This is a genomic window from Tunturibacter empetritectus (genome assembly GCF_040358985.1).
Lineage (GTDB): Bacteria > Acidobacteriota > Terriglobia > Terriglobales > Acidobacteriaceae > Edaphobacter > Edaphobacter empetritectus.
Map to the genome: position 1 here is coordinate 2,744,099 of NZ_CP132932.1, position 24,459 is coordinate 2,768,557.

A 24,459-nucleotide genomic window follows, 5' to 3' on the forward strand; every position below is an offset into this window, starting at 1 on the left:
TTAGCGGGATTGCGAGATGCTGTTGACTTGGCTAAGGGTCGGCATCGTGGTCAGGTTTGTCGTATGAGCAATGTTCAGCCCATTGGCAACCATACCGCCGGCCGCGTTGACGATGTTCAACGCCTTCGCGTTCTGCTCTGCCGTACCGGCAAGGGTCACGCTATAGCTATTGGTGTCGCTGATCGTCGATCCATCGACTGCGATGTTCTTCGCGGCGGCTGCATCGAAGCTGACTGCGCCCTGTATGTTTTGAATAACGTGGCTGCTCGTGGATTCGCTCTCAGAGTCTGACTTCATCTTGCTGGTCGCTATGCTGGTAGACGTAGCGGTCGCGTCGGAAGCTGTCGCACTCTGGTCGTGAGTGGTCGAGGAGGTATCGGAGGTGTTCAGGCTTGCATTCAGCGACTTCGCTGAGGTTTTAGACGCGGATTTATTCTTGGACCAGCTGGCCATCTCAGCTGTCTGGTCAGAGCTGTTTGCCGTGTTTGAAGCAGTGTTCGCCGTGCCAGCCGTGAAGTTGCTTGCAGATCCGTTATTCGTGGTGGCAAGATTGTCAGTCCCGCTGCCTACGGTCGACGATGTGGCTCCAAGGCTTGAAGCACCATTGTTATTCGACGAAGTGCCGGCCGATGAGGAGCTTCCCGGCTTGGTGGAAGCCGAGGTCGCATACGTCTCGTTTGAAGCCGCTGTATTGTTGCTGGTGCTTGCATCGGTTGCCGTCTCGCTCGCTGTCCCAGAAGCCGACTTCACGTTGCTATACATCGATGAGCGGTTTGATGTAGTAGCAAGTGTCGCGGCCAGCGTTTTGCTTGAGCTGGTTGTGAAGTCGTCCGCATAGGATGCGCTGCTGGTATCCGTATGGTTATAAGAAGCATTGAGGCTCTTGGAAGAGCTGCTCGTCGCCGTCGCGGTGTCTGCGTAGGTGGCGTCGAGTTGGCTGTTTGCGCCCCGCTTGTAACCAGTGAGAACTGCTGACGATGAGCTATCCTGACTGATACCGTTGGCCTGCGTCACAGCGGTTGGTTTGGATGAGGCATCCGACAACGCGCTGCTGTCGTAGACGTTCACGCCATTGGCAACCAGCGCGTCAGTCGAACTCACGATGTTGATGCCGCTGGCACCCATCAGTGCAGATCCCGAGAGATTCACCGCACCTGTGTTGTTTTCAGTAACGGTTGAGTTGTTGGCCGCGATCGAAGAGTTCTCTTCGCCGGCGGCGGTGACTTTGTCCATCTGGTTGTCACGCAGCGCTTGCTTCGCATGTTTGTCGTTGCTGGATTTCGTCTTGTTCTGGCCGTAGGCGGAGCCGCCGACGAGAACCGATGCGGTAACGAGAGTGCAAATGAGTTTATTCACTTCTGCCTCCTGGGCTTTGTTGGCGAGCGCGACCTGCTACGCAGCAAGGCCGGCTGCATAGGGGACAAAATTGACGCACCACTCTGCGGGCGCACGCGGAGACTCAGCGGGCGCAGTTGGTGCGTCACGTAACTATCCGGGGTTAGGGCTTCAACTCAAGCTGAATAAAGTCAGCGTAAAACGTAAAAAGCGGAATGCTGCATGCGAATCTGACTGGTCGTTCAAGCCGATCGCGTCCGTAATGTAGTTCGTGCATGAAGCCCGTCACTACTAATGAATGTCATCTCTGTCTTGCAGATAGTGCGCGACAGATGGAGCCCGTTTCAGAAGTATCTTTCAGACTTCCGACAGCATTACGACATGCAATTCACGTGCCATGTCGTGCCCCCGCATTCCACAGGGAATTCTCGTGCCTCTCACGCGTCATCATGCACCAGCTTGCAAATTCCGAGGAAAAAGTTATCTCGCTGCCGCTCCCACGTCAGTAACTTCCTTGCTATGATCTGCGTAACTTACGCTGTTTTATTCTCCCGCCATCACCTCGCTCGTTATCTCAAGGCCGCCGCAGTCCACAGTCAGCGCCCAAGCTCCACCACCGTCTTGCGGTGCAGCACACTGTCAGAGTCGCCAATCACCAGCAATCCCGGCTGCTTCCAGCCATGCGTCAGAACCAGTCTCAAATCTGTCGCATCTCCAGCCACGTTGAAGATCGGCTCACTCACCACCGAAGCTCCGCCACCCACCTTCGTAGCCAATCCCACTCCATTGACTCCAGCCGATTCCTCCCAGCGACGCCCCTGCGCATCCGTCAGATAAACCTGTATCAAGCGTTCGCTCTGCGCCGACCGTCCCCGATTTGTAACTCGGACGGTTACTCGCACCAGGCGCCGTCCATCGCGGACCATGAAGCCCTTCACCTCCTCCACCCCCGTGACCGTAAAGCACATCTCATCAAAGCACTGCGGCTGCCCCACCGCTACCACTCTCTGTTTCTGCCCCAGCGAAACCGCTATCAGCACTGATAGATACACCACCCAAACCGCGGCCAGCCAGGCTGTCCCTCGACGCACTCGTGCCCGTTCGCCACGCAGCCACGACACCCCAATACCCACCACTCCCAGTGCCGTCCAACCCACCACGCCTGCCAGCAAAAGCTCGGTCAGCCTCACTCCCCACCCCATTCGCGATAGACTTTCTATACGTACATGCCTCCTCATTCTTCCACGTTGCCCCCCCAACCCGACTCCCCCTCCACAACGCCTCTGCACTCGATGCCCGATGGCAGCGCCGCAATGCCCGTCATCCTCGCCCGCGATCTCGGCAAGACCTACCGCTCCGGCAAGCTCGAGGTCCCCGCACTTCGCAAGGTCAACTTCGCCATCACACCCGGCGAGTTTGTCGCTATCGTCGGCCCCTCGGGCTCCGGAAAGTCCACCCTCTTCTACATCCTCGGCGGCCTCACCGGAGCCACCACCGGCTCCGTCCTCATCGACGGCGTAGACTTCGCCACCCTCACCGACGCAGAGCGAACCCGCACCCGCCGTGCCAAGATCGGCTTCATCTTCCAGCGTTTCAATCTCCTGCCCACCCTCTCGGCCATGGGCAACATCGAGATCGCCCATGACATCGCCAACCTCGGCGCCTCGACTAAGCGAGAACTCGACAGCCCTCTTCTCACCCACCTTACCGAGATGCTCGGCATCCAGGGTCGTCTCGATCATCGTCCCAACGAGCTCTCCGGCGGGGAGCAGCAGCGCGTAGCCATCGCCCGCGCTCTCATCAACCGCCCCGCGATCGTCCTCGCTGATGAGCCAACCGGCAACCTCGATACGAAAAACTCCGATGCCGTTCTAAAAATGCTTCGCCAGTCCAGCCGCGAACTCAACCAGACCGTCCTCATGATCACCCACAATCCCGAGGCCGCACAGATCGCCGATCGAATCCTCCATATGCGCGACGGCGAAATCACTCATATTGAAACCGTTACTCGCTAGCGCATCCGCTGGGCTTGAATTGTGAGAGCCAGCGACCGATAAGCGGGAGAATAGTAACTAAATTCCGGTTACTTTGCGCAAAATACCGCTAAAGTAGTGCACAAATCCCCCCACAAGACCACTTTAGAATTGAAGTCGAGACTCCTCCCCCTGTACCATTCGCTTGTCGCAACTGATTTTTGGGGTAGCGATCTGCCGGGGGATTCTGTGACTTACACATACTTTCAACCAGAACAACAATTTACTGACTGCTTTAGGCGCAAGCCCTTTCTCTTCTCTCACAACCTGGACTCAAACGATCTCTTCTCGACGGCATCGGTCGAGAAGCTCGCCGAAATCTGGAGCCGCGACAACACCAAATCCGGCTTCTTCTACCTCGATAGAAAGTTCAGAGAGTGGGGAAGCGATGATCACAAGGCCAGCTTGGTAGAGGCCTTTCGCCACTCTGACCTCAGCCGCATGAGGATGAAGCTCAGCTTCATTCATACGCAGCCAAAGTATGACAAGGTCCTCGAAACCATGACGCAAGAGCTCTCAGAGCTCACTCACGTCGACCTCGTCAAAGAGTACCGCGCGCCCATGGAGACTCTCTTCCTGACCTCGCCAAACGAGTTCACCCCGTACCACATCGACAGCGAAGACAGCTTTCTTCTTCAGATTCAAGGCACAAAGACCATCTATATCTTCGACGGAAGCGACAAAGAGATTCTCAAAGACCTCGATATCGAAAAGTATTGGGCGCAGAACGAGATCGCACTCCGCGAAGAGATCAGGTCGCGTGGCGTCCGCTTCGATATGGAGCCCGGAACCGGCGTCCACATTCCCATGCACTTCCCCCACATGGTCGAAAGCGGTCCCACGTCTTCGATGTCCCTCAGTATCGGATACGAATCAATCGCCTTCGATCGAGATCTCTTCCGCGTCAATCACCAGCTGCGCAAACTTGGTCTCAACCCCACACCCCCAGGCAAGAGCAAGGTCATCGACAACACCAAGATGGCTGTGGTCGCCGGCGCCAAAGGCATCACCAAGACACTCAAGAACCTTCAACATAAGTAACTTTCAAGAGTACGCCCTGTTTTTAGGTTAGGAAGTCAGAAAAACCTCTTGCAGGGGTCTTTCAATAAATAGCCATGCTGAGCGTGGTTGTTTAGTGGTCAAAACGTGGTCAGTTCAGGCACGTTGCTCCGTTTGGATAAATCTCGTGGTCTGCTAACATCCAAGGCGTGTTCAACCCTTTTCGCTCCGAACCTGAGCCTACGTTCGCCGACCTATATCGCCCAATGTCTGAGTCGGAGTTACAAAGCCTTTTGGCTGACTGGCACTCGCTGCTGCCAGAGGCCCGCATTGCACTCGCCGCCGAGTTCGCTTCTCGCCGCATGGAGTTTACCGAGCCGTCAACGATTCCAGATGAGGCACCTCCAGAGTTTCGCGAACTTGTCACCGTTCGCCGGTACCGCGATCTCTCCGAAGCAATCGTGGCTCGCGCCGTTCTTGAATCGGCCGGCATTTTTTGTTTCCTCAAAGACGAGAATCTTGTCCGGCTCGACTGGCAGGTTTCGAACTTTATCGGGGGCATCCGCCTTCAGGTCGCTTCGACAGATGTCGATGCAGCCGAAGAGATTCTGTCACAGCCTGTCCCCACCGAGTTTGCTGTCCCGGACCAGCCAGGCTTCTCGCAGCCACGCTGTCCTCGCTGCACTTCCATCGACATCACCTGGGAGCGTCAGGGCCGTAAGGCGGCACTTGCCTCGCTCTACTTTTTTCCTTGCCACTGCCCCGTGGTTCTGAGTCCTGGCACTGCAACAGCTGCGACCTTCGTTGGGTCGATGAAGTCAACCAAGCTTGACCGCCGATGAATCGGAATAGATCACAAGCGTAAACATCTCTCAATTCTGGCCAATTACTCCACCTTTTTCGAACTATTGCTGCGATCGTCATCCGGCAGCACATGATCCGGATCCACCACGACCTCAGCAATCGGCGATTTGTTCTCAAGCGTCCACATATAAACTCCCTTTTGCAGCCAAGTCTCGACGGGAAGCGTAACGCGCACCTTCTCCCCGCTTTTGAACCGCACCTCAACAGGAGTTGGCAACACCAGCTGTCCACGGTTACTGATCGTGACAACCGATCCCTCCACCTTATCGACGGCGACATCATACTTCCAGTTGTTGAGATACCATCCCCGCCAGAACCAGCTCAGGTCCTCGCCGCCTTCGCTCTCCATCGCACGAAAGAAGTCAGAAGGCGAAGGATGTTTGAACGCCCAGTCCTTGATGTACTTTCGGAACGCCCAGTCGAACCGCTCCGGCCCAAGGATCTGCTCGCGTAGCAGCACCATGCCGTATGCACCCTTGAAGTAGCTCACCGGATGCCCAAGCTGCCCCGGATAGCTATCCGCCGGCATGATCAACGTCCCTGCCTCTGCATTGTCCAGCACCTTTAGAATCGTGTCCGGTGGCTCTCCTCCAGCCGAATACTCCGAGTCTCGCTTCGGTCCATACTTCCCGCCCGCGTACTCGGCTGACTCCTCAATATCGATGAACGTGTTGAACCCCTCATCCATAAACGCGTGCCGCCGTTCATTCGAGCCGACGATCATCGGAAACCAGCTATGTCCGAACTCATGCGCCGTCAGCCAGAAGAAGAACGGTCCCTTGTCCTCAACGCCATCGAAGACCACACCGGGATACTCCATCCCGCTTGAAAACCCAGCGATACTTACCGCAGCAGGCCACGGGTACGGATACCAGTGCTTCGAAAATCGTTCAATCGTATCCTTCGTATACTCGGTCGACTTGTCCCACGCGTCCGGGCCAACACTCTCCGGTGGATACACGCTCATCGCAAGGCTCTTCTTCCCATCCGGCAGATTGATCTTTGCTGCATCCCACACAAACACCGGCGACGCGCTCCACACCACATCCCGCGTGTGTTCCATGTGGAAGTGCCACGTCAACGTTCCACCCTGCTTCGGGCGGCTCGCAGGGTCACTCACCTCTGCAGGCGCGCGAATGTACACCGTCTTATCACTGTTCTTCGCCTGGTCCAACCGCTCCATCTCCGCCTTCGTCAGCACCTCCTTCGCATTCACCAACTCCCCCGACCCCGCCACAATCATCGCCGAAGGTGCCGTCACAAAATAATCGAAGTGCCCATACTCCAGATAAAACTCCGCGCCAATGTAAGGCAGCGTGTCCCACCCGCGCAGATCGTCATAGACGCACATCCGCGGATACCACTGCGCCATGTCGTAGATCTCCCCACTCTTGGTCGCGCCCCACGAAGTCCTGCCACCCCAGACGCCAGGAATTACGTAGTGGTACTTGATGTGAATCTTCAGCTGGCCGCCATGCCCACCCAACGGAGTCGCCAGACGAATCTGCATCCGCGTATCGTTAATCAGATACTCCGCCTTCACGGTCTGCTTCCCCTGTTCGATCTCAACGGAATCGAAGACATAGCCTTCGGTCGAAGGCGTCGGCCCAGCCTCATCCCCTCCACGCCTACGCCTTGCTCCTCCGTTCGCAACTCGCGACCGCGAATCCTTCCGATAAATGTTCTGCTCCACCTGTACCCACAGACTTGGCAGCACCTCAGGACTGTTATTGGTGTAAGTGATAATCTCCGTTGTGCTCAGCTGCTTCGTTTCTGTATCGAGCGATGCATGCAACTCATAGTCCGCCTCATTCTGCCAATAGCTAGGCCCCGGCGAACCGTTGCTCGACCGATATCCATTGACCGGCTGTGGCAGAGTAAGCGGCGCAAACGTCAGTCGCGGGTCATACCCGGACGCCACACCAGCGCCAGCCTGCGCCAGCATTGGCTCTACGTTAAAACCAGGCCAAAAAGCAGTCAACAGCAACACGAATAGACGAACATCGCACCGGATCTGCATCAGGGGTAGGTCTCGCTTTCTAGAATCTGAGGGTGTTTTCTAGATCATAGACGTGTGCCAAAGTAGGATGGACTCGAGTTACGGTCTTTTTGGCTTCAAATCGCATACAAAAGGAACTCCCATGCCCTGGTATCAACTCAACGACGCCAACGACCCCAAGCTCGACGCGCTCGCCAAACAGTACAACCTCCACCCTCTTCATCTCGAAGACACGCGCAACGAAGACGAAGGCGTCAAGGTTGACTCCGGCGCAGCCTACACCTTCGCCGTCTTCAAGCCGGTGCGTCTCATCCCCGACCCCGACAATCCCGGCGAAGAGATGCCCTCCTTCTCACCTGTCGACATCTTCGCTGGCAAAGACTTCCTCATCACCATCTCCGACCCCACCTGCCCCACCACGGAGCAGGCCCTCGCCCGTGCCCGTCGCGACGGCGATGACGAACACCCCGGAAAACTCGTCTCCCTAATCCTCGACACCATCGTCGATCTCTACTTCCCGGCCATCGACCACTTCGACGACCGCATCGACCAGCTCGAAGACAAAGTCTTCGACGATCCGTCGCCGGAGATCCTCCAATCCGTCTTCGCCATCAAGCGCGAACTCATCGACCTCCGCCGCGTTCTCGTCAACACCCGCGACGCAGCCCTCCATCTCCAGCGCGATCCCAACACCATCATCGATGCCGACTATCAGCCCTACGTCCGCGACACCTACGATCACATCGCACGCCTGCTCGACTCTGTCGAAACTCAGCGCGACCTGCTCAACAACACGCTCGACATCTACCTCTCGTCCGTCTCAAATCGCACCAACGAAGTCATGAAGGTCTTGACGGTCTTAGGCACCATCGTCCTTCCGGTCCTCGCCATCTCCGGCATCTATGGAATGAACCTCAAAGGCCTTCCCTTTGAAGACTCGCCCCACGGGGCGGAGTGGGTCGGTGGTATCACCGTCGTTATCACGGCTCTCATGCTGTTCGTCCTCCGCAGGCTGGACTGGCTTTAGCCGATCGGCTCCATCTCATCAAAGCAATGGAAACCCCTGTTGACGAGGCAAAACTCACCTGAAAGGTGATCGCCGCACCTCTACCTAATCCTGCATCTTCTGAAGTACGGCGGCCACGCCGCCAAGGAGATTTGTTCATGACCGACTATCGTGTAAGTCAAGGGGACGTTCAAGAAGATCAAGTAACTGCAGCCATCGAAAAGGTAACTGCGCAGGTGCCATCCAGCGTTTATCTGGCCTTGGCACTTGGCTCAATGGCCGTCTCGGTCGGCTTCCAAGCTGCTAAAAAACACCACGACGCTTTATTCGTAGGCCAGTGGGCGGCCCCATTCCTCATCCTCGGCATCTACAACAAGCTCGTAAAACTTCATGGCTCCGATGGCGCTTCCCACGCCTGACCTTCCCAGATAGCTGAATAAAGCCCCGGAGTGAAAGCCGGGGCTCTACATACCTCGCTGCCTACCAAAGCACGCCGTCAATGGGCGTACTAGCAGCTGGCAGCGTCTTCTCACTCAGCATCTGCCTGAGATTCGTCTCGATCGTCGTGGTGATCGAAGTCAATGGAACGTCGTAGACCGAATTTTCAAAGGGATCCTCAAGATCCCGCCCAATCTTGTCCAACGCCAAAAAGATAAAGCCAACCAGCGTGGAGCCAAGCGGAGTAAACCACCCCATACTCGTTACCAGTGCCAGCGGAAGCAACACGCAATAGATCTGTACAAAAAGCTGTGGGAAGTAGTCATACTGCTTGGGCATTGGGGTGTTCTTGATCCGTTCAGCACCCCCCTGCGCGTCTGCCAGATCGTTCAGGCTCTCATCCATTGCGCGCCACTGCAGCGCGTCAATCCACTCCCTGGTCTGGCACTCCAGCAGCAACTTCCCCATCATTTGCTGTATCGCAAGCGGAACATTCTTCTCCACCCGCAGCGCCTCCAACTCGCGCTCGTCAAGGAGCGGCTTCAGCTCAGCCCACGGCTCCAATTTTCTTAGGTGTTGCCGCAACGCATGCACAAACGCGATCTGCAGATACACCATTCGCCGCTGCATCTCTTTCAGCTCCGCAGCATCGCTACCCGTCAGCGACAACATCCCCGTCGTCACCTGCCGCGCCCAGCTTCGTGAGTTATTGACCACCGAACCCCACAGAATTCGCGCCTCCCACCACCTCGCATAGGCAGACTGGTTTCGAAACGCAACGATAATTCCGATCGACGACCCGAACAGTGCCAGCGGAATATGCGGCAGCGCCACCCACTGCCAATGCATCAGCTTGTACGCCGCCACCACCGCCAAGTCATAAAGCACCAGCAGTAGCAACGGCAAGCCGACGTATTTCAGCATCGCCGTAAGCTGTCGTCCGCGCGGAACGATCATTCGCCTGCGCCCTCAATCCTCACCGGCACAAACACCCGTCCGCCATCCTCCGAGATCCTCACCTCGCCCTTGCCGATGTCGTACACCCAGCCAGAAATCGTCAATTCCTGCCGCGCCATCGCTCCTGCCACCGACGGATGCGTCCGCAAATGCTGCATCTGCAGCAATACATTCTCCTCCGTAACCCGCCGCAACAGCACATCGGGCTTCTCCTCATCTTCGGCCAGCGAATTAGCCACACTCAACGCCGCATGTGCATTGTTCAACCATTTCTTCACCGTCGGCATCTTCTCCAACGCCTCGGGATGCAGCAAGCCCTTCATCGCTCCGCAATCCGAATGGCCGCACACCACAACATGTTGTACCTTCAGAGCTGTCACGGCGTATTCGATCACCGCGCTCACGCCGCCAAGCATATCGCCGTACGCCGGTACCAGATTGCCGACATTTCGAGTTACAAATACGTCGCCCGGCCGAGATTGTGTAATCAACTCGGGATCGATTCGAGAGTCCGCGCAAGTCACAATCAAAGCATGAGGCTTTTGCGGCTCGCTCGCTGCTTTGACATACCTGTCCTTGTGCTCGGGGTAAACCCCAGTCCGAAACTTCCGTATCCCTACCTTCAGTTTTTCGAGTACAGCATCCATAGCTCCCTCTCTCTCATGTACGTCAATCGATCTCACCACGCCTCATCGCGCAAGCTGCTGATCTATTCTGATCTATTCCTTCCACTTAATATTGCATCCAACCGAAAATCGCTGATTCGTATCAGGTCGTTTACCCGCAAGGACCGCATCCATCGCTGCCCGCAGATCCTGCCCCGTCACTGGAAGGTCGTTGCCTGAATCCCCGCGTCGAGGCCGGCTATCATCCAGCTGCCCACGGTACACCAGCGCCATCTCGGCATCGAACAAAAAGAAATCCGGCGTACAAGCCGCGTCATACTTCCGCGCCACCTCCTGCGTCTCGTCGTACAAATACGGAAAGCGGAACCCAAGCCGCTCCGCCTGCTTCTTCATCTCTGTGGGCGCGTCCTGCGGATAAGCCTCCACATCATTCGACGAGATAGCCGCGATCGCAATCTTTCCCTCATAGTCCTTCCCTATCCGCGCCAGCTCCTCCTCCACATGAATCACAAACGGACAATGCACGCAAAGAAACATCACCAGCAACCCATGCCGTCCCGACGGCGACGTTCCTCCTCCGGTCATTAGATTGTCCGCATCAGACCGGCCATCGTCCCAGCTCGCAGCGAAGACATCATCCCGCCCCACGGCCCTGCCACTCACCACATCTATCAGTTCAAACGCCGGAGCCGTAGCTCCCAATGCGACCATCGCCGACTGTGTCCTGGACATCGTGCCCTCCGCTTCTTCACGATCATAGCCAACTCTGCCCTAACACCACTACCGTCGAAGCTCTTTCTTTCGTCTTCGCCCGCGAAATCTTTCGTTCTCTGCGACACCCTTCCGCGAGCCGGGAACCCACCTCACCATCCCCAAACCCACCGTGAGCGCCTTATCCTCAAGCCAGCATGATCGTCCCACGCACCCTGACCGGCGGCCGCACCACCCGCCACGCGCTCCCGGTCGGCCCAAACAACCTGCCTCTCTGCCGTTGGTGCGAACTCGAAATCCTCGCCAAACGCCGCCGCACCTTCTGCAGCGACTACTGCGTCCATCAGTGGCGTCTCCGTACCGACCCCGGCTACCTTCGTGAGCAGGTCCTCATCCGCGACCGCGGCATCTGCAGCGTCTGCGCCATCGACACCCTCGCCGCCTATGCCGCACTGAAGCGCTCCCGAGGCCCGGCCCACACCGCCGGCCTGCGTCTCTACGGCATGAAGTCCATCGCCTCTCGCCGCAGCCTCTGGGACGCCGACCACATCCGTCCCGTAGCCGAAGGCGGCGGCCAGTGCGACCTCGACAACCTCCGCACCCTCTGCCTGCTCTGCCACCGCGAAGCCACCGCCCAACTCCGCCAACGTCTCCGCCTCACCCGCGTCTCTTAGTGCACCTTACCCATACGACTGATACTCCTTCCAGAACTCCGGCCACGGCAACCGCGGAGGTCCGCAAAGGAAGATATCCGGGTGCGATTGGCTCTCCTCGTTCTCCACGCCCGCCGAGTTTCCATTATGCCCAGCCAGCCTGCATGCCGAAAACGCCCTATCTGCAGCCTCGCGCGAAAAGCCAATCACAATCAGCGTCGAAGGGGGCGCCGCAGGATACCCCCGCAGCCATGCCGAGTTTGTCATACTGATCGGCGGCGGCAGATGGTACGCCGACCCCAGAATCTCCAACGCTCCCTGCTCGCCGTAGTTTCCCACCAGCACGCCAACTTCACCTCGCTGCTCGGCCGGCAAAGAATCGCGGATCCCTGCAACCGTCTTCACCAACTCATCCCATCCGAACTCCTCCCGCAGGTCGCCATTGTTCTTCAGTGCGAACTGCTTCAGTGGCCCATCCGAAGCCAGGGGCACAATAATCGCGTACACAAAGACCCCATACACTGCCATCCCCGCAAAAGCCACGCTCAACACAACCCGTCGCCAAACCCGGCTAAGAGTCGCGACCCATCTCTCCCCGGCCACCGCACCCATCGCCAGCAGCATCGGATAAGCGGCCGCCAAATAGTACCCACGTCCTTTACCAAATAGAAACAGCGCCAACGGCACCACGTACATCCACCCCAGCATCCGATACCGCTTGTCCCGCAGAAAACAGATCGCTCCAGCGATCCACAACGGCGCCGCCGCCAGATTCGCGCAGATCTTGAACTGGTCCCATACGAAGCCGTTCGCCCGCCCCTGCCTCACATCCCGCGCATGAATGTGCTGCAAAAAATGCATCGAGATAAATCCATGCCGTACCTGCCAGATGAAGTTAGGCGCAAAGATCAGGAGCGCCACCGCCACTCCGCCCCAGAACCAGCCACTCGCAAAGTAACGCCGGGCCGTACTGAGCAGCATCCCACTCACAATCCCCGCGATATAAAACAGGATCGAGTACTTGGTCATCAACCCCAGTCCGACAAAGACTCCGATCGCCAGCCACCACCGCGGATTCTCAGTCTTCAACAGCCGAATTACGAAGTAAGCGATCAGAACCCACCACAGGTAGTCGAAGGAGGAGTACTGAAACTCCGTTCCCTCGAACACCGGCAGCCCGGAGGTTGCCACCGCAAACGCCGCCGCCACCTGCGCCACCCGGCCACCGCCAAGCTCCCGTGCCATCAGCCCCGTCACCACAATCGCCAGCGCCTGCGCAACAACCGAAAACAGCCGCAACCCCACCATCGACGCCCCAAATAACTGCAGCCCCACCCGCTCCACAAACGAGGTAAACGGGGGATACGCGACGAATCCCTAATCCAGATGCCGCGCATCGCTCAGAAACTGAAACTCATCCCGATGAAACCCATACCGCCCGTTCGTCAGCAGATGAACGAGTGCTACCACCAGGGCTATCCCCCACAAGGTTATAGAGTTAGATCGCAAGCCAGCCTCTGGTTGCACAAAACGCTCTTTCGGATTTGTCACTTCCATCCGCATCTCCGTTTGATTATCTGCCTGATTGGTTGTTGTCTTCCAAGCTTTACGCATCACGGTACACGCAAGTTCCGACGGGATTTTTTTTCTGGAGGAGTTTCTCTGGTTTTGCTTGGGGTTTTGGCAAAAAAGGGGGTGCAGAACGTGGTCTTTTGATGGTGAGTTCGTGGTGGATTGCTGGTGAAAGCTGGTCAGCTGACTGTCATTTTTCAGGCTTGAAAAACATGCCACTATTTCCGGATTTATTTCGAGGGGATTCCCATTTTGGGACTGCCCACTTTCCAAGGGGTCAAACGGCAGTCTCGCCCAGCGATCCATTCGCCTACCTGGTCTGTCTTGGTTCTGACAATACGTATGAGCCATAACCTGGAGAAGTATTGTGTTTATTGCTCCTCTCAGGTAATGTCCAGAGGCAATCATTAGCTCAGATAAATTTTCGGAATTACAGGCCTTCGTGTATGAAGAATTGTGTCTCGATTGCAAAACTGCCGAATTTGTACCTGCTATCACTCTCGATTTTCAGCGTAATTGGCAGTCTCGCAATGATCGGTTGTGGGTCCGGGAGTTCGCCGCATTCCTCAGTTGGTCCCAGCTCCGGCACAGGCTCCTCTGGTGATTTCGTTCTCTCCGCCATTGGCTCACCAGCTAGCCTTGTGCCCGGCAGCAGCGGGTCGATCGTCTTCACGCTGGCAGCCATCAATGGATTCAATCAGCCCGTCAATGTGTCCTTCACCGGTTTACCTTCTTCGATTGCCGTATCGCCGTCGTCCTTCTCTGTGCTACCTGGCGCACAACAGACCGTTGTCTTCAGCCCGTCGGCAGCAGCAGCCATCGGGAATACGTCGGTTACAGCTCAAGCAACCGCAGGGCTCCTGAGCCATACCATCACCGTTGTGGTGACGGTCATGACTCAACTCCCTCCCACGATGACGGCGCATGCGCCCATTCGCACACGGTATCTACGTACAAACAGTGCCTATGATCCTAACTCGCTGGAATTCGCCCCACCCCACTTCGCTGCATACGACCCGGCCCATCGACAGTTCTTCGTAAGTAACGCACTCCTCAATGAGATTGATGTCTTTGACGCCACTACAGAGTCTCAGATAGCCGCGATCGCAGTGCCCCTCGCCTGGGGTCTCGATGTTGCTCCAACCGGAGATACCTTGTACGTCGCCACTTTGTTCGGGGATATCTACACCATCAATACGAGTACAAACAGCATCATCCAGCGCTATCCTTCAGCATCCATCGGTCCACAAGGCTACGCGCCAACCGAGGTCTTCGTCTTGGCGGATGGACGGCTTGCCCTGCTGGGTGGTGCCGGAGGACTCTCTGTTGATGGAAGCGCCAGCGTCGTAGTCTGGGATCCTCAGACCAACTCTCTCGATTCGGGGACGCCGAATCCTACCGAGCCATTTTTTCCGGGGACCGTCTGCCCCAACATTCAAAACATTGGAGCCTTCGCCGTAAGTGGCGATCGCACGCATGTGCTGGCAGCGACCATCGACTCTGGTGGTGGAGTTCTACCCGTTTGCTCCTACGATCCGATTGCCAAGAAGGCAGCGTTCAGCAAGTACGTCTCCGATACTTTTGTCCGACAGATTATTCCAAGTCCGGATGGCAGTCGCTTCTTTTTGACGTCTAATCTCGACGGCGTCCTGGTCTTTAACGTCGCGACAGTCGCGTTGATCGGCCAGATACCTGGTCCCGCCAGCGATGTCTCCGGTGTTCCGGGTTTACCCAACGCTGCAGGCGGAGCAGTCATGAGTCTCGATGGGAAGACGCTTTATCTCGTCGATCAATCTTTCGGTTCCGTTGCCGCCTTCGACACCACATCCCTGACGCTGCGCAATTGGATTCCAGCATTCAAAATAAGTGACACTCAGGATTTTCTAGTGATTGCGGCCGTCGATGAGACCGGCCTGATTCTTGGGCCAATGGGTCATGGGGTTGGCTTCATCGATGCCGCCGTTACGACCGCAGCCACCTTGGCCGGACCGCTGGCCGTGACTCCATCAACAGGGCCGGAGTCAGGCGGGACACAGTTGCAAATTGCAAATCTATATGTCACTCCGGCAAACGATCCTGGAACGCCGCTTCTTTACGTTGGAGCCTCAGCGGCGTCAAACGTCGAGGTATCGCCAAGCCCGAATAGCAATTCGGCTACCAACCAGATCACGGCTACCACTCCTGCATCCGTGTTCCCGGGCCCTGTAGATATATCCGCAATTTTCAACAATAACGCCGTTGCGATTGCCCCTGAGGCGTTCAGCTATGGCCCTACGATTCTCGAAGTTGTTCCAAATGCCGCAACCGCCGAAGGTGGCACCACTGGTGCGGTGGTTGGATATGGCTTTGGCCAGAACACCACGGGTCTCCAAGTATCTGTTGGCGGGAAAAACGCACCTGTTACCCAGCTTTATCCTGCAGCTCCTTACAGTCCCTATCCCTTCCCGGTGGAGACGCTGCTCTTTACTATTCCTCCAGGAACGGCTGGGTCTTCCGTCGATCTAACCGTTTTTACCCCCACGGGGATCACCACCAGCTCTGGAGTGTTTCATTACGCCGCCCCAGTGACGAACTTCCCCATATCCGCCAATCTTCAGGCCGGATTCTATGACGCGAAGCGCGATCTCTACTTCTTTAGCGATACGTCAAAGATCCAGGTTCTGTCCCGTAAGTCCGGTTGGCAGACGCCGATCTCTCTTCCCGGTACGACCTCCACGTCAACTCTGCTCGCGATTACGGAATCTCCAGACAACTCCCTGCTCGCGGTCTCAGACCTTCATGGGCAGGCGATTTATGTGTTGAATCCAGACAGCCCTTCATCGGCTCAGCGATTCGCTGTGCCCAGTTTCGCCAATTTCACTCCCATTGGCCCTGCCGGCCTTGCGGTGACAAATACTGGGAAGATCTACTTTGACGCCGTTGATCTCGGGGGTACCGGAACTCCTGCATTTTATAAATTGGACACTCTTGCAGGCACATTTACGAGTCTCGGAACCCTTCAGAGTGGGGGAGCGCTCGACGCGGCGAGTCGAGTGCTTCTGAGTTCCGATGGTACCCGCGTCTACTCAGAGGTCGAGGGCGAAGCCTTTTGGCTCGACACTGCAACTGATACTGTCCACTCTTCAATCTCAACCGCCAGTAATAGCGGCGGATATTCTGACCTTGCCCTCTCTGCTGACGGTTCCACACTTGTCACAAACGATGATCTTACCGATTCGTCTCTCAACGCCATCTCGGTGCCAGCCTACATTGACTGGGAGACTTGGCTTCCATCTCCTACATACGGACAGAAGCTCTACTCCGATGGTTCAGTCCTCGTCCAGCCCCTGACTGATGGCATCGACCTGATCTCACGCAACACAGGGCGGCTCCTTTATCGGGTTCAGCTCCCGATCACGGTGGCCCAGGTGTACGATCCAGTCGTTCCTGCCACAAACGTCGGGGTGTACGGCATCATCACTGCGGCAGGCGTAAGTTTCGTCGATCTTTCTGCCTTGCCCATCTCTCCTTCGGTCAGGAATCCATTTTCTCAGGGGATCTCTCAGCATACGGATCCCTCCCACCCAAACAGTATGCCCCTCTCTTATCCCCACCCCCACCTGCTTATGCGCTACGACCTCTCTAACCCCAAAGCCCTCGGCGCGCCCCACTTCTAGTTCGGGGCACGGGTTCTTTTTCGCCCAGGGAATGGCGGGTATCCGTGGCAGCCCGATTCTGTGCCTCTTTCCCACATTTCCACCTTCTCTCCATAACCACGCCCCTTGTTCCGGGGCTGGTTTGCGCCTAGTCTCAAACCAGCACCGTTACTGAGCGGTAAAGTCGCCACTGGCGCGTAGATTCTGCAAAATCCACAGCAAAAGCCGCAATTTTCATGGGACAGACACATTAACCCCGCGTAAACAGGGGTATTCGCACAACCAACACAACATGTTGTGCTTTATACTTGACACACCCCATAGGGGGCGTTACTTTCACGACTGCAGCCACGCAAAACGCGGCCAAAGTTCCTTACATTTCACGACCCAGAACGCCGCCGGCCATTTGAGCCGGATACATATCCAGCGCTCTCGTCGTTAGTTTTTACCTCCCGGCCGAACGCCTCCGGGAGGCATCGGCAACTCAGATTTTTCATCAAATTAGAAGGAGTACTTCCCCATGGCGACCATCCCCAACCAGACCCACACCCAAGGCCAGAGCGGCACCCAGACCACACCCGGAGCAGCCGGCTTCAAGAACCAGCGCACCCCGGGCCTGACCTTCGATCGCCACTCCACCAAACCCGGCGTCTCCCCCTACGATGAGATCGTCTGGGAGCTCCGCGATGCCATCATCCAGGACTTCAAGGGCAAGATCATCTTCGAGCAGAAGAATGTCGAGGTGCCCGCCGACTGGTCCATGACTGCGACCAACATCGTCGCCTCCAAGTACCTCCACGGCCTCAACGGCTCCGACGAGCGCGAGTCCGGCGTCCGCGCCCTCATCACCCGCGTCTCCGAGTCCATTCGCGACTGGGGCATCGCAGGCGGCTACTTCGCCTCCCAGGCCGACGCTGACACCTTCTACGCCGAGCTCGCCCACCTCCTCCTCAACCAGAAGGTAGCCTTCAACTCGCCCGTCTGGTTCAACGTAGGCTGCGACCGTCTCGAGCCCAACTCCGACGCCCAGAACTGGCACTGGAACGCCACCACCGGCAAGGTCGAGTTCTCCGTCACCGGCTACACCAAGCCCCAGTGCTCCGCCTGCTTCATCAACTCCGTGCAGGACTCGCTCGACTCCATTCTCACCCTCGCCAAGACTGAGGGCATGCTCTTCAAGTGGGGCTCCGGCGCAGGCTCGAACCTCTCCAACATCCGCGGCTCCATGGAGACCCTCTCGGGCGGCGGCACCGCCTCCGGCCCGCTCTCCTTCATGCGTGGCTTCGACGCCTTCGCAGGCGTCATCAAATCCGGCGGCAAGACCCGTCGCGCCGCCAAGATGGTCATCCTCAACGTCGATCACCCCGACATCAACGACTTCATCCAGTGCAAGGTGAAAGAAGAGCAGAAGGCCTGGCATTTGATGCAGGCTGGCTACGACGGCAGCGGCCCCGACTCCGAGGCCTACAGCTCCATCTTCTTCCAGAATGCCAACAACTCCGTCCGGGTCAACGACGAGTTCATGCGCGCGGTCGAGTCCGACGGCAGCTTCGTCACCCGCACGGTGAAGGAGCGCACCCCGGTGAAGGAGTACAAGGCCCGCGACCTCATGCACTCGCTCGCCGAAGCCACCTGGCAGTGCGGCGACCCCGGCATGCAGTTCGACACCACCATCAACAAGTGGCACACCAGCAAGAACACCGGCCGTATCAACGCCTCCAATCCCTGCTCGGAGTACATGTTCCTCGATGACTCCGCCTGCAACCTCGCCTCTTTCAATCTCCTGAAGTTCCTCACCCCCGGCGGCCAGTTCGACATCCCCAGCTACCGCCACGCCATCGAGATCGTCACCACCGCCATGGAGATCATCGTCGACTCCGCCGGCTACCCCACCGAGATGATCTCGAAAAACTCGCACGACTACCGCCCCCTCGGCCTCGGTTACGCGAACCTCGGTGCGCTCCTCATGGCCTTCGGTCTCCCCTACGACTCCGACGCCGGCCGCGACTTCGCCGCCACCCTCACCTCCATCCTCTGCGGCGACGCCTACTGGCAGTCCTCCCGCATCGCCGAAACCTGCCCGCCCCTCGGCGCGGCCACCCCGCTCACCCAGCAGGCTTCCATCGAAGGCGGCGCCTGCCCCGGCTTCTACGTCAACCGTGAGCCCTTTCTCGACGTCGTCCGCATGCATCGTGCCGAGGTCAACAACATCGGCAAGTCCAAGCAGAGCACCGAGCCCTTCTCCGTCCCCCAGCTCGACACCCTCATCGAAGCCTCCCGTCACGCCTGGGACGGCGCACTCGCCCACGGCGAAAAGCACGGCTACCGCAACTCCCAGGTCACCGTCCTCGCCCCCACCGGCACCATCGGCTTTATGATGGACTGCGACACCACCGGCATCGAGCCTGACCTCGCCCTCGTGAAATACAAAAAACTCGTCGGCGGCGGCATGATCAAGATCGTCAACAACACCGTCCCCTCGGCCCTCATCAAGCTCGGCTACGACGAGGCGCAAGTCAACGCCATCGTCAGCTACATCGACGCCACCGGCACCATCGAAGGCGCGCCCGCCATCAAACCCGAGCACCTCGCCGTCTTCGACTGCAGCTTCAAACCCTCCAAGGGAACCCGCAGCATCTCCTACATGGGCCACATCAAGATGATGGGGGCGACACAGCCGTTTCTTTCGGGGGCGATTTCAAAGACCGTCAACCTGCCGCAGGACTGCTCCGTCGACGACATCGCCGAAGCCTACATGGAGAGCTGGCGCCAGGGCCTCAAGGCCGTAGCCATCTACCGCGACAACTCCAAGGGAACCCAGCCCCTCAACGTCACCGCTCAGACCGACGATGACAAAAAAGGAACAAGATCGACGAACGTAGCCGGAACCCGCAGCACCAACGCCGTAGCCGCAGCAGCCCCCGCAGCATCGGTAGCGCCCGCAGTAGCAGCCCAGGTCGAGATCGACGAAGCCGTCGAAGCCGCCCGCACCGCCGCCCGCCAGCAGCTCACCGAGGCCATGGAGACCGCCACCGCCGCTCACGTCCGCATCCACTCTCTTGAAGTCCAGCTCAAGCAGATCGCCGAAGCCGCTCTCCAGAACTCCGATGCCGCAGACTCGCAAGCACCGCCCCGCGCCGTCCGCCACCGTCTCCCTGCCGAGCGCGCAAGCGTGACCCACAAATTCGGTTTGGCGGGTCATGAAGGCTACATCACCGTCGGCCTCTACCCCAACGGCCAGCCCGGCGAAATCTTCATCCGCATGGCCAAGGAAGGCTCCACCGTCTCCGGACTCATGGACTCCTTTGCCACCGCCGTCTCCCTCGCCCTCCAGCACGGTGTTCCTCTCCGTGTCCTCTGCGAGAAGTTCGCCCACACCCGCTTCGAGCCCTCCGGCTGGACCGGCAACGAGCAGATCGGCTACGCCAAGTCCATCATGGACTACATCTTCCGCTGGATCCAGATCCGCTTCCTCTCCGGACACCAGTTCGACCTTTTCGCCGGCCTCACCCCCCAAAATCAGGGCCAGTCCACCATCCCAACCAGCATCCCCGTAGAAGGCACCGTCAACGCCCCCGGCAACCGCATCGAATCGCTCAACCTTAGCGGACCCTCCAGCACCTCGGTCCTCTCCAACCTCAACGCCTCTTCAAATGCCGTCATTCCGAGCGAAGCGCAAAGCGCGGAAAAGCCTGCCCTGAGCGGAGCCGAAGGGAGGAACCCCCGCATCTTGTCCTCCTCCGAACCCGCCCCCAACTTTGAGGAGACTTACCACCCCACCACACCACCCCAGCAGGGAATCGCACCCGAGCCGTCGGCGACCATAGCCAAGGACCTCAGCGCACGCAGCGGACTCGAATCCCCCAACCCCATGTCCCTCGAAGACCGCGGCATCTACCACGCCTCCGACGCCATGAAGTCCATGTACGAGATGGGCGACTCACCCTCCTGCGCCACCTGCGGAGCCATCATGACCCGCAGCGGCTCCTGCTACCGCTGCATGTCCTGCGGCAGCACCTCAGGCTGCAGCTAAGAGCTTCAAGTTAGGTATGGGGCGCGGTGGTTAATCACCGCGCCCCTTTTTTTGAAACCCAAGATATCTATCAACGAAGCTATACACATCGAGTAGAGAGGTCGCGATGTCAGAGAAAACTTTCAGTACAGAGACAAACAATAAGAATGCTGAGCTCGTATTCGGCTTGGTGGCACCGATTGGGACTGATGCAAATCAGGTTGCGGAAAACCTAAGTTCCCAATTAAGGGAATTTAGGTATCAATCCGAGCTGCTGCGGTTGAGTGATTTCATTGAGCCATTTAGTGAAACACTCGGTCTGAATCCTGACTTGGAATTTGTAAATGAGTATGAGCGGATCGACAAAAGGATAAAAGCAGCAAATGAGATGTACAGAGAGTTCAATGCCAATGTGAAAACAGAGGAGAGCAACGCGCTCCTTGCGCTGGCCGCAATTGATCACATTTCAAGTGTACGAAAGAAGGATGCGCCCGACGATGCTTTGCTCGATCGAGCACATATTCTTGTAACGCTGAAGCGTCCGCAAGAGGTCAATTACCTTCGTAAGGTATATGGAATCGGACTACATATAATCGGCGTGTTTGCTACAGAAGAAGACAGGGTTAAGCATCTTCACAGAAGAGGGGTCATGTCACTAGAGCAAGCTTCATCTCTAGTGAAAACGGACGAAGATGACAAACAAGATGGTGGGCAACGGACAGGGGACGCTTTTCATCTGTCAGACCTCTTTCTTGACGTCGGAGGTAATTCCGATGATTGGAAACATCAATTAGGACGTTTCCTCGACCTGCTTTTCTCACATCCGTATAAGACGCCTACGCGCGACGAGCAGGCAATGTTCATGGCGCATGCAGCATCTCTAAGATCTGCCCAATTTGGAAGGCAAGTAGGCGCGGCGATTGCATCTGAAGATGGAGATGTAATCGCAATGGGTTGCAACGAGGTGCCGAAGGCTGGAGGTGGGCAGTACTGGGACAAGGACGACGGTGATGAGAGGGATCATGTAAAAGGGCACGATTCTAACGACCTACGCAAAAACACCATGTTGCAGGAAGTTTTATCGATTCTCCCTGAAAGTTTGCAATCTGATGAAGCCATCAGCGAAAAACTAAGGAAGACCTCCCTCTTTTCCATCACCGAGTTTGGCCGAGCGGTCCACGCCGAAATGGAAGCCATCCTGTCATGTGCGCGAAAAGGAATTTCGACAGTGGGGAAGACTCTATATACAACTACGTTTCCTTGCCATAACTGCGCTCGACATATCGTAGGCGCTGGTATCAAAAAGGTTGTGTATATTGAGCCTTATCCGAAAAGTAAAGCGAAAGAACTGCATGACGATGCCATAATCTTGGCGGGTTTGGGCGTAACGGTTTGAACGCGCTCTATGTACCATTCGTACCGTTTGTTGGTATCAGCCCAAGAAAGTATCTGGACATATTCACAGTGAAACCGTTATACAGTAGAGAAGTCGACCGAAAACTAAGCACGGGCCAGGCTGTCAAATGGCAAAGAAATAAAACGCCATTACGACTAAAGATGGCATCAATTTCATATGTAGAAAGGGAGACTATCGCGATCTCCCGACTGAATGATTCACTGAAGCAACTTCCGCTAGGTTTGGTTGACTCAAACGGGGAAGCACAGGAATGAGGGTCTATGAGCGCATCTGCCCAAAGCGTACGTCGTGTCCAAGAAATAAGAGAACGATTAAATGAGGCATCTAAAACAGTGGGGAAATGGACAGATTCAAAGCGGGAAAGTGCAGAAGCAACGGTGTATTCAAAGCGGCTAGCTGCATACTACGAGTCGGCACCACCAATAAAGAAGTAAATCCTATCAAGGCGCCGAAAAGCTCGGCGCCTTTTTTTTTTAACTTTCGGGTGCCCTACTCATGCCGGGTGCCCCACCCTACATTTGACGTACCTCTAATGATTAGGTGCCCCATCCTTCGCGCTTCTGCGAAGGATGGGATGTATAAGCTCGAAGAGCCTCATCATAGCGGGCTCCCCATTCTCCATTACTAATCAGCTCTATTCCCCAATCGGTCTATACTCACTCCAAAATCTAAAGAGGACTTGACCGATGACCCTGCTCAAACGCCGTTCGTTCCTCCAGCTCGCCGCCGCAGCCCTTCCCTCGAGCCTGTTCGCCAAAACCCTCCAGTCCCCACCCGCCACCCAACCACAGCCCGCCGTCCCCGTCCTCAGCGGCGGAGACCGCTATGACTTCAAACGCGTCCTCCCCAACGGCACCACCACCTTCAAAGTATCCTCCAAAGACTGTCGTGGCGACTTCTTCGCCATGGAGCACCATCACACCACCAAGGGCGGCCCGCCGCGCCACCTTCACCACGTAGAGGACGAGTGGTTCTACGTCCTTGAGGGCGAATACTTCGTCGAGGTCGGCGGCAAACTCCACCACCTCAAAGCAGGCGATTCCGTCCTCGGTCCCCGCGGCGTTCCCCATGCCTTCGCCTTTGTCGGAGAAGGCTCCGGACGCTTCCTCATCACCTACGCCCCCGCCGGCAGAATGGAAGAGTTCTTCGATACCCGCGACCGCGCAGGCGGTCGAACAACCTACGTCAACGACGCCGAGAAGATGCGAGCCTATGGAATGGAACTCATCGGACCGCCTCTCGCCATCACATAGTCGCGCACCAGTGAGCATTCGAGCGAAGGCGGGTGGCCCATACATCAAATCAACCAATACCTTGGGTGCCCCATTCATGCGGTCTCATCGCATGAGTGGGTTTTCTGGCGCAGCGCGGTTGTCTAGGACGGCCAATGAAAAAAGCGGTACCCTGAATAGAGACAAAGGGCAGGAGACCATGCCTCTATCACCGCGTGAGTTACTGGAAAAAGAGTTGGAGTCCGTCGTGCGAGATATCGATGCGATCGAGTACCAGATCGCCAGCGATCCTCCCGACACCTCTGGCGAACTGCTGCGCCTGCGAGAGATCCAGCGCACCTATCGCGGCATGGCTGCAAGTCTCAGGCAGGCCATTGCGTTGGAAGACTCCCACCACATCGCATGAGTGGGCATTCGCGCCTCAGTGCGAACCTTCGAAGAACCCCCAGCACACAACTCCTCCCAACTCAATTAGGATGGTTCACACGCACCAGCACCGGGCTCCCGTAAATTCATCCCAACCGCGAGACCACGATGAAACTCACCTCAGCGCTCCTGCCCGCACTTCTCCTCTCCTCCGCCCTCGCCTTCGCCGCCGACTGGCACCACGGCAAGCTCATGGACACCGAGAAGATCGAAGTCCCCACCGGCAGCACCACCACCTATAACACCGACGCCAAAGCCAGAAACGGCAGATACTCCGAGAACACCACCGCCCACTCCACCGACGACACCGACACCTACCAGGTCTTCACCATCCAGACCCCCACCAAAACCTACGTCGTCCGCCAGAAGCTCAACTTCCCCTGGTCCAAACCCGCCAACATCGCCCTCGGCGAAGACGTAAAGTTCATGGTTCAAGGCAACAAGATGACCATCCTCGACGACGACCAGAAGCAGCAAAAAGCCACAATCGTCAAAGCCAGCGTTACTCAAACCCAATAGGCTACGGCTTAGGCTGAAACTTGAT

General features: G+C 57.1%; 19 protein-coding genes and 1 pseudogene. 12 read left to right on the forward strand and 8 right to left on the reverse strand.

The annotated features are described in order from the left end of the window. Positions 1-1,356: a hypothetical protein gene (locus RBB75_RS11340; RefSeq protein ID WP_179636690.1), complete on the reverse strand. Its 1,356-nt coding sequence runs from the start codon at positions 1,354-1,356 to the stop codon at positions 1-3. Positions 1,357-1,931: 575 nt separating this feature from the next. Next, a complete protein-coding gene (locus tag RBB75_RS11345) occupies positions 1,932-2,525 on the reverse strand; it encodes a hypothetical protein (protein ID WP_353068148.1) in 594 nt (197 codons plus the stop codon). A 123-nt stretch (positions 2,526-2,648) separates the two neighbouring features. Here RBB75_RS11345 and RBB75_RS11350 point away from each other — a divergent pair, with 123 nt between their 5' ends. The 3 genes from RBB75_RS11350 (at position 2,649) to RBB75_RS11360 (ending at position 5,209) form a co-directional block, all read left to right on the forward strand. Then, positions 2,649-3,350: an ABC transporter ATP-binding protein gene (locus RBB75_RS11350; protein ID WP_353070383.1), complete on the forward strand. Its 702-nt coding sequence runs from the start codon at positions 2,649-2,651 to the stop codon at positions 3,348-3,350. 207 nt (positions 3,351-3,557) lie between these two features. Next, the gene (locus tag RBB75_RS11355) at positions 3,558-4,409 is read left to right on the forward strand and encodes a JmjC domain-containing protein (RefSeq protein WP_179636692.1); all 852 of its coding nucleotides are present in this window, start codon (positions 3,558-3,560) and stop codon (positions 4,407-4,409) included. A 251-nt stretch (positions 4,410-4,660) separates the two neighbouring features. Then, positions 4,661-5,209: a DUF2007 domain-containing protein gene (locus tag RBB75_RS11360; protein ID WP_353068149.1), complete on the forward strand. Its 549-nt coding sequence runs from the start codon at positions 4,661-4,663 to the stop codon at positions 5,207-5,209. 44 nt (positions 5,210-5,253) lie between these two features. Here RBB75_RS11360 and RBB75_RS11365 read toward each other — a convergent pair whose 3' ends face one another. Further along, on the reverse strand, positions 5,254-7,176 hold the full coding sequence (locus RBB75_RS11365) for a M1 family metallopeptidase (protein WP_179636694.1): 1,923 nt from the start codon (positions 7,174-7,176) through the stop codon (positions 5,254-5,256). A 196-nt stretch (positions 7,177-7,372) separates the two neighbouring features. On the opposite strand from RBB75_RS11365, the gene RBB75_RS11370 reads away from it, so the two are divergent. Together RBB75_RS11370 and RBB75_RS11375 are read left to right on the forward strand one after the other, a co-directional pair. Further along, positions 7,373-8,257, forward strand: a complete 885-nt coding sequence (locus RBB75_RS11370) for a magnesium transporter CorA family protein (protein ID WP_353068150.1) — start codon at positions 7,373-7,375, stop codon at positions 8,255-8,257. 137 nt (positions 8,258-8,394) lie between these two features. Next, the gene (locus RBB75_RS11375; protein ID WP_179636696.1) at positions 8,395-8,655 is read left to right on the forward strand and encodes a hypothetical protein; all 261 of its coding nucleotides are present in this window, start codon (positions 8,395-8,397) and stop codon (positions 8,653-8,655) included. Positions 8,656-8,716: 61 nt separating this feature from the next. Here RBB75_RS11375 and RBB75_RS11380 read toward each other — a convergent pair whose 3' ends face one another. From RBB75_RS11380 to RBB75_RS11390, 3 genes are all read right to left on the reverse strand, one after another. Then, entirely contained in the window at positions 8,717-9,631 is a 915-nt protein-coding gene (locus RBB75_RS11380) for a bestrophin family protein (protein ID WP_353068151.1), read from the reverse strand. Further along, a complete protein-coding gene (locus tag RBB75_RS11385; RefSeq protein WP_353068152.1) occupies positions 9,628-10,278 on the reverse strand; it encodes a carbonic anhydrase in 651 nt (216 codons plus the stop codon). The genes RBB75_RS11380 and RBB75_RS11385 overlap by 4 nt, the downstream gene beginning before the upstream one ends. 72 nt (positions 10,279-10,350) lie before the next feature. Next, on the reverse strand, positions 10,351-10,989 hold the full coding sequence (locus RBB75_RS11390) for a thioredoxin family protein (protein WP_353068153.1): 639 nt from the start codon (positions 10,987-10,989) through the stop codon (positions 10,351-10,353). A gap of 176 nt (positions 10,990-11,165) precedes the next feature. Between RBB75_RS11390 and RBB75_RS11395 the strand changes: the two genes are divergently transcribed. Further along, positions 11,166-11,642: an HNH endonuclease signature motif containing protein gene (locus tag RBB75_RS11395; RefSeq protein ID WP_353068154.1), complete on the forward strand. Its 477-nt coding sequence runs from the start codon at positions 11,166-11,168 to the stop codon at positions 11,640-11,642. Between the two features lie 6 nt (positions 11,643-11,648). Here RBB75_RS11395 and RBB75_RS11400 read toward each other — a convergent pair. Both RBB75_RS11400 and RBB75_RS11405 read right to left on the reverse strand, forming a co-directional pair. Continuing rightward, a pseudogene (locus tag RBB75_RS11400) lies at positions 11,649-12,971 on the reverse strand (glycosyltransferase family 39 protein); the annotation flags it as partial. A gap of 27 nt (positions 12,972-12,998) precedes the next feature. Then, on the reverse strand, positions 12,999-13,499 hold the full coding sequence (locus RBB75_RS11405) for a hypothetical protein (protein WP_353068155.1): 501 nt from the start codon (positions 13,497-13,499) through the stop codon (positions 12,999-13,001). A 335-nt stretch (positions 13,500-13,834) separates the two neighbouring features. On the opposite strand from RBB75_RS11405, the gene RBB75_RS11410 reads away from it, so the two are divergent. From RBB75_RS11410 to RBB75_RS11435, 6 genes are all read left to right on the forward strand, one after another. Continuing rightward, on the forward strand, positions 13,835-16,849 hold the full coding sequence (locus RBB75_RS11410; protein ID WP_353068156.1) for an IPT/TIG domain-containing protein: 3,015 nt from the start codon (positions 13,835-13,837) through the stop codon (positions 16,847-16,849). Positions 16,850-17,348: 499 nt separating this feature from the next. Further along, the gene (locus tag RBB75_RS11415) at positions 17,349-20,861 is read left to right on the forward strand and encodes a vitamin B12-dependent ribonucleotide reductase (RefSeq protein ID WP_353068157.1); all 3,513 of its coding nucleotides are present in this window, start codon (positions 17,349-17,351) and stop codon (positions 20,859-20,861) included. A 106-nt stretch (positions 20,862-20,967) separates the two neighbouring features. Next, complete coding sequence (locus tag RBB75_RS11420) at positions 20,968-22,236, forward strand: anti-phage dCTP deaminase (RefSeq protein WP_353068158.1); 1,269 nt, start codon at positions 20,968-20,970, stop codon at positions 22,234-22,236. Positions 22,237-22,943: 707 nt separating this feature from the next. After that, positions 22,944-23,510 carry a cupin domain-containing protein gene (locus tag RBB75_RS11425; RefSeq protein WP_179636705.1) on the forward strand — a complete coding sequence of 189 codons (567 nt, stop codon included), beginning with the start codon at positions 22,944-22,946 and terminating at the stop codon, positions 23,508-23,510. 178 nt (positions 23,511-23,688) lie between these two features. After that, entirely contained in the window at positions 23,689-23,895 is a 207-nt protein-coding gene (locus tag RBB75_RS11430) for a hypothetical protein (protein ID WP_353068159.1), read from the forward strand. A 128-nt stretch (positions 23,896-24,023) separates the two neighbouring features. Then, positions 24,024-24,434, forward strand: a complete 411-nt coding sequence (locus tag RBB75_RS11435) for a hypothetical protein (RefSeq protein ID WP_353068160.1) — start codon at positions 24,024-24,026, stop codon at positions 24,432-24,434. The last annotated feature ends 25 nt before the right edge of the window (positions 24,435-24,459 follow it).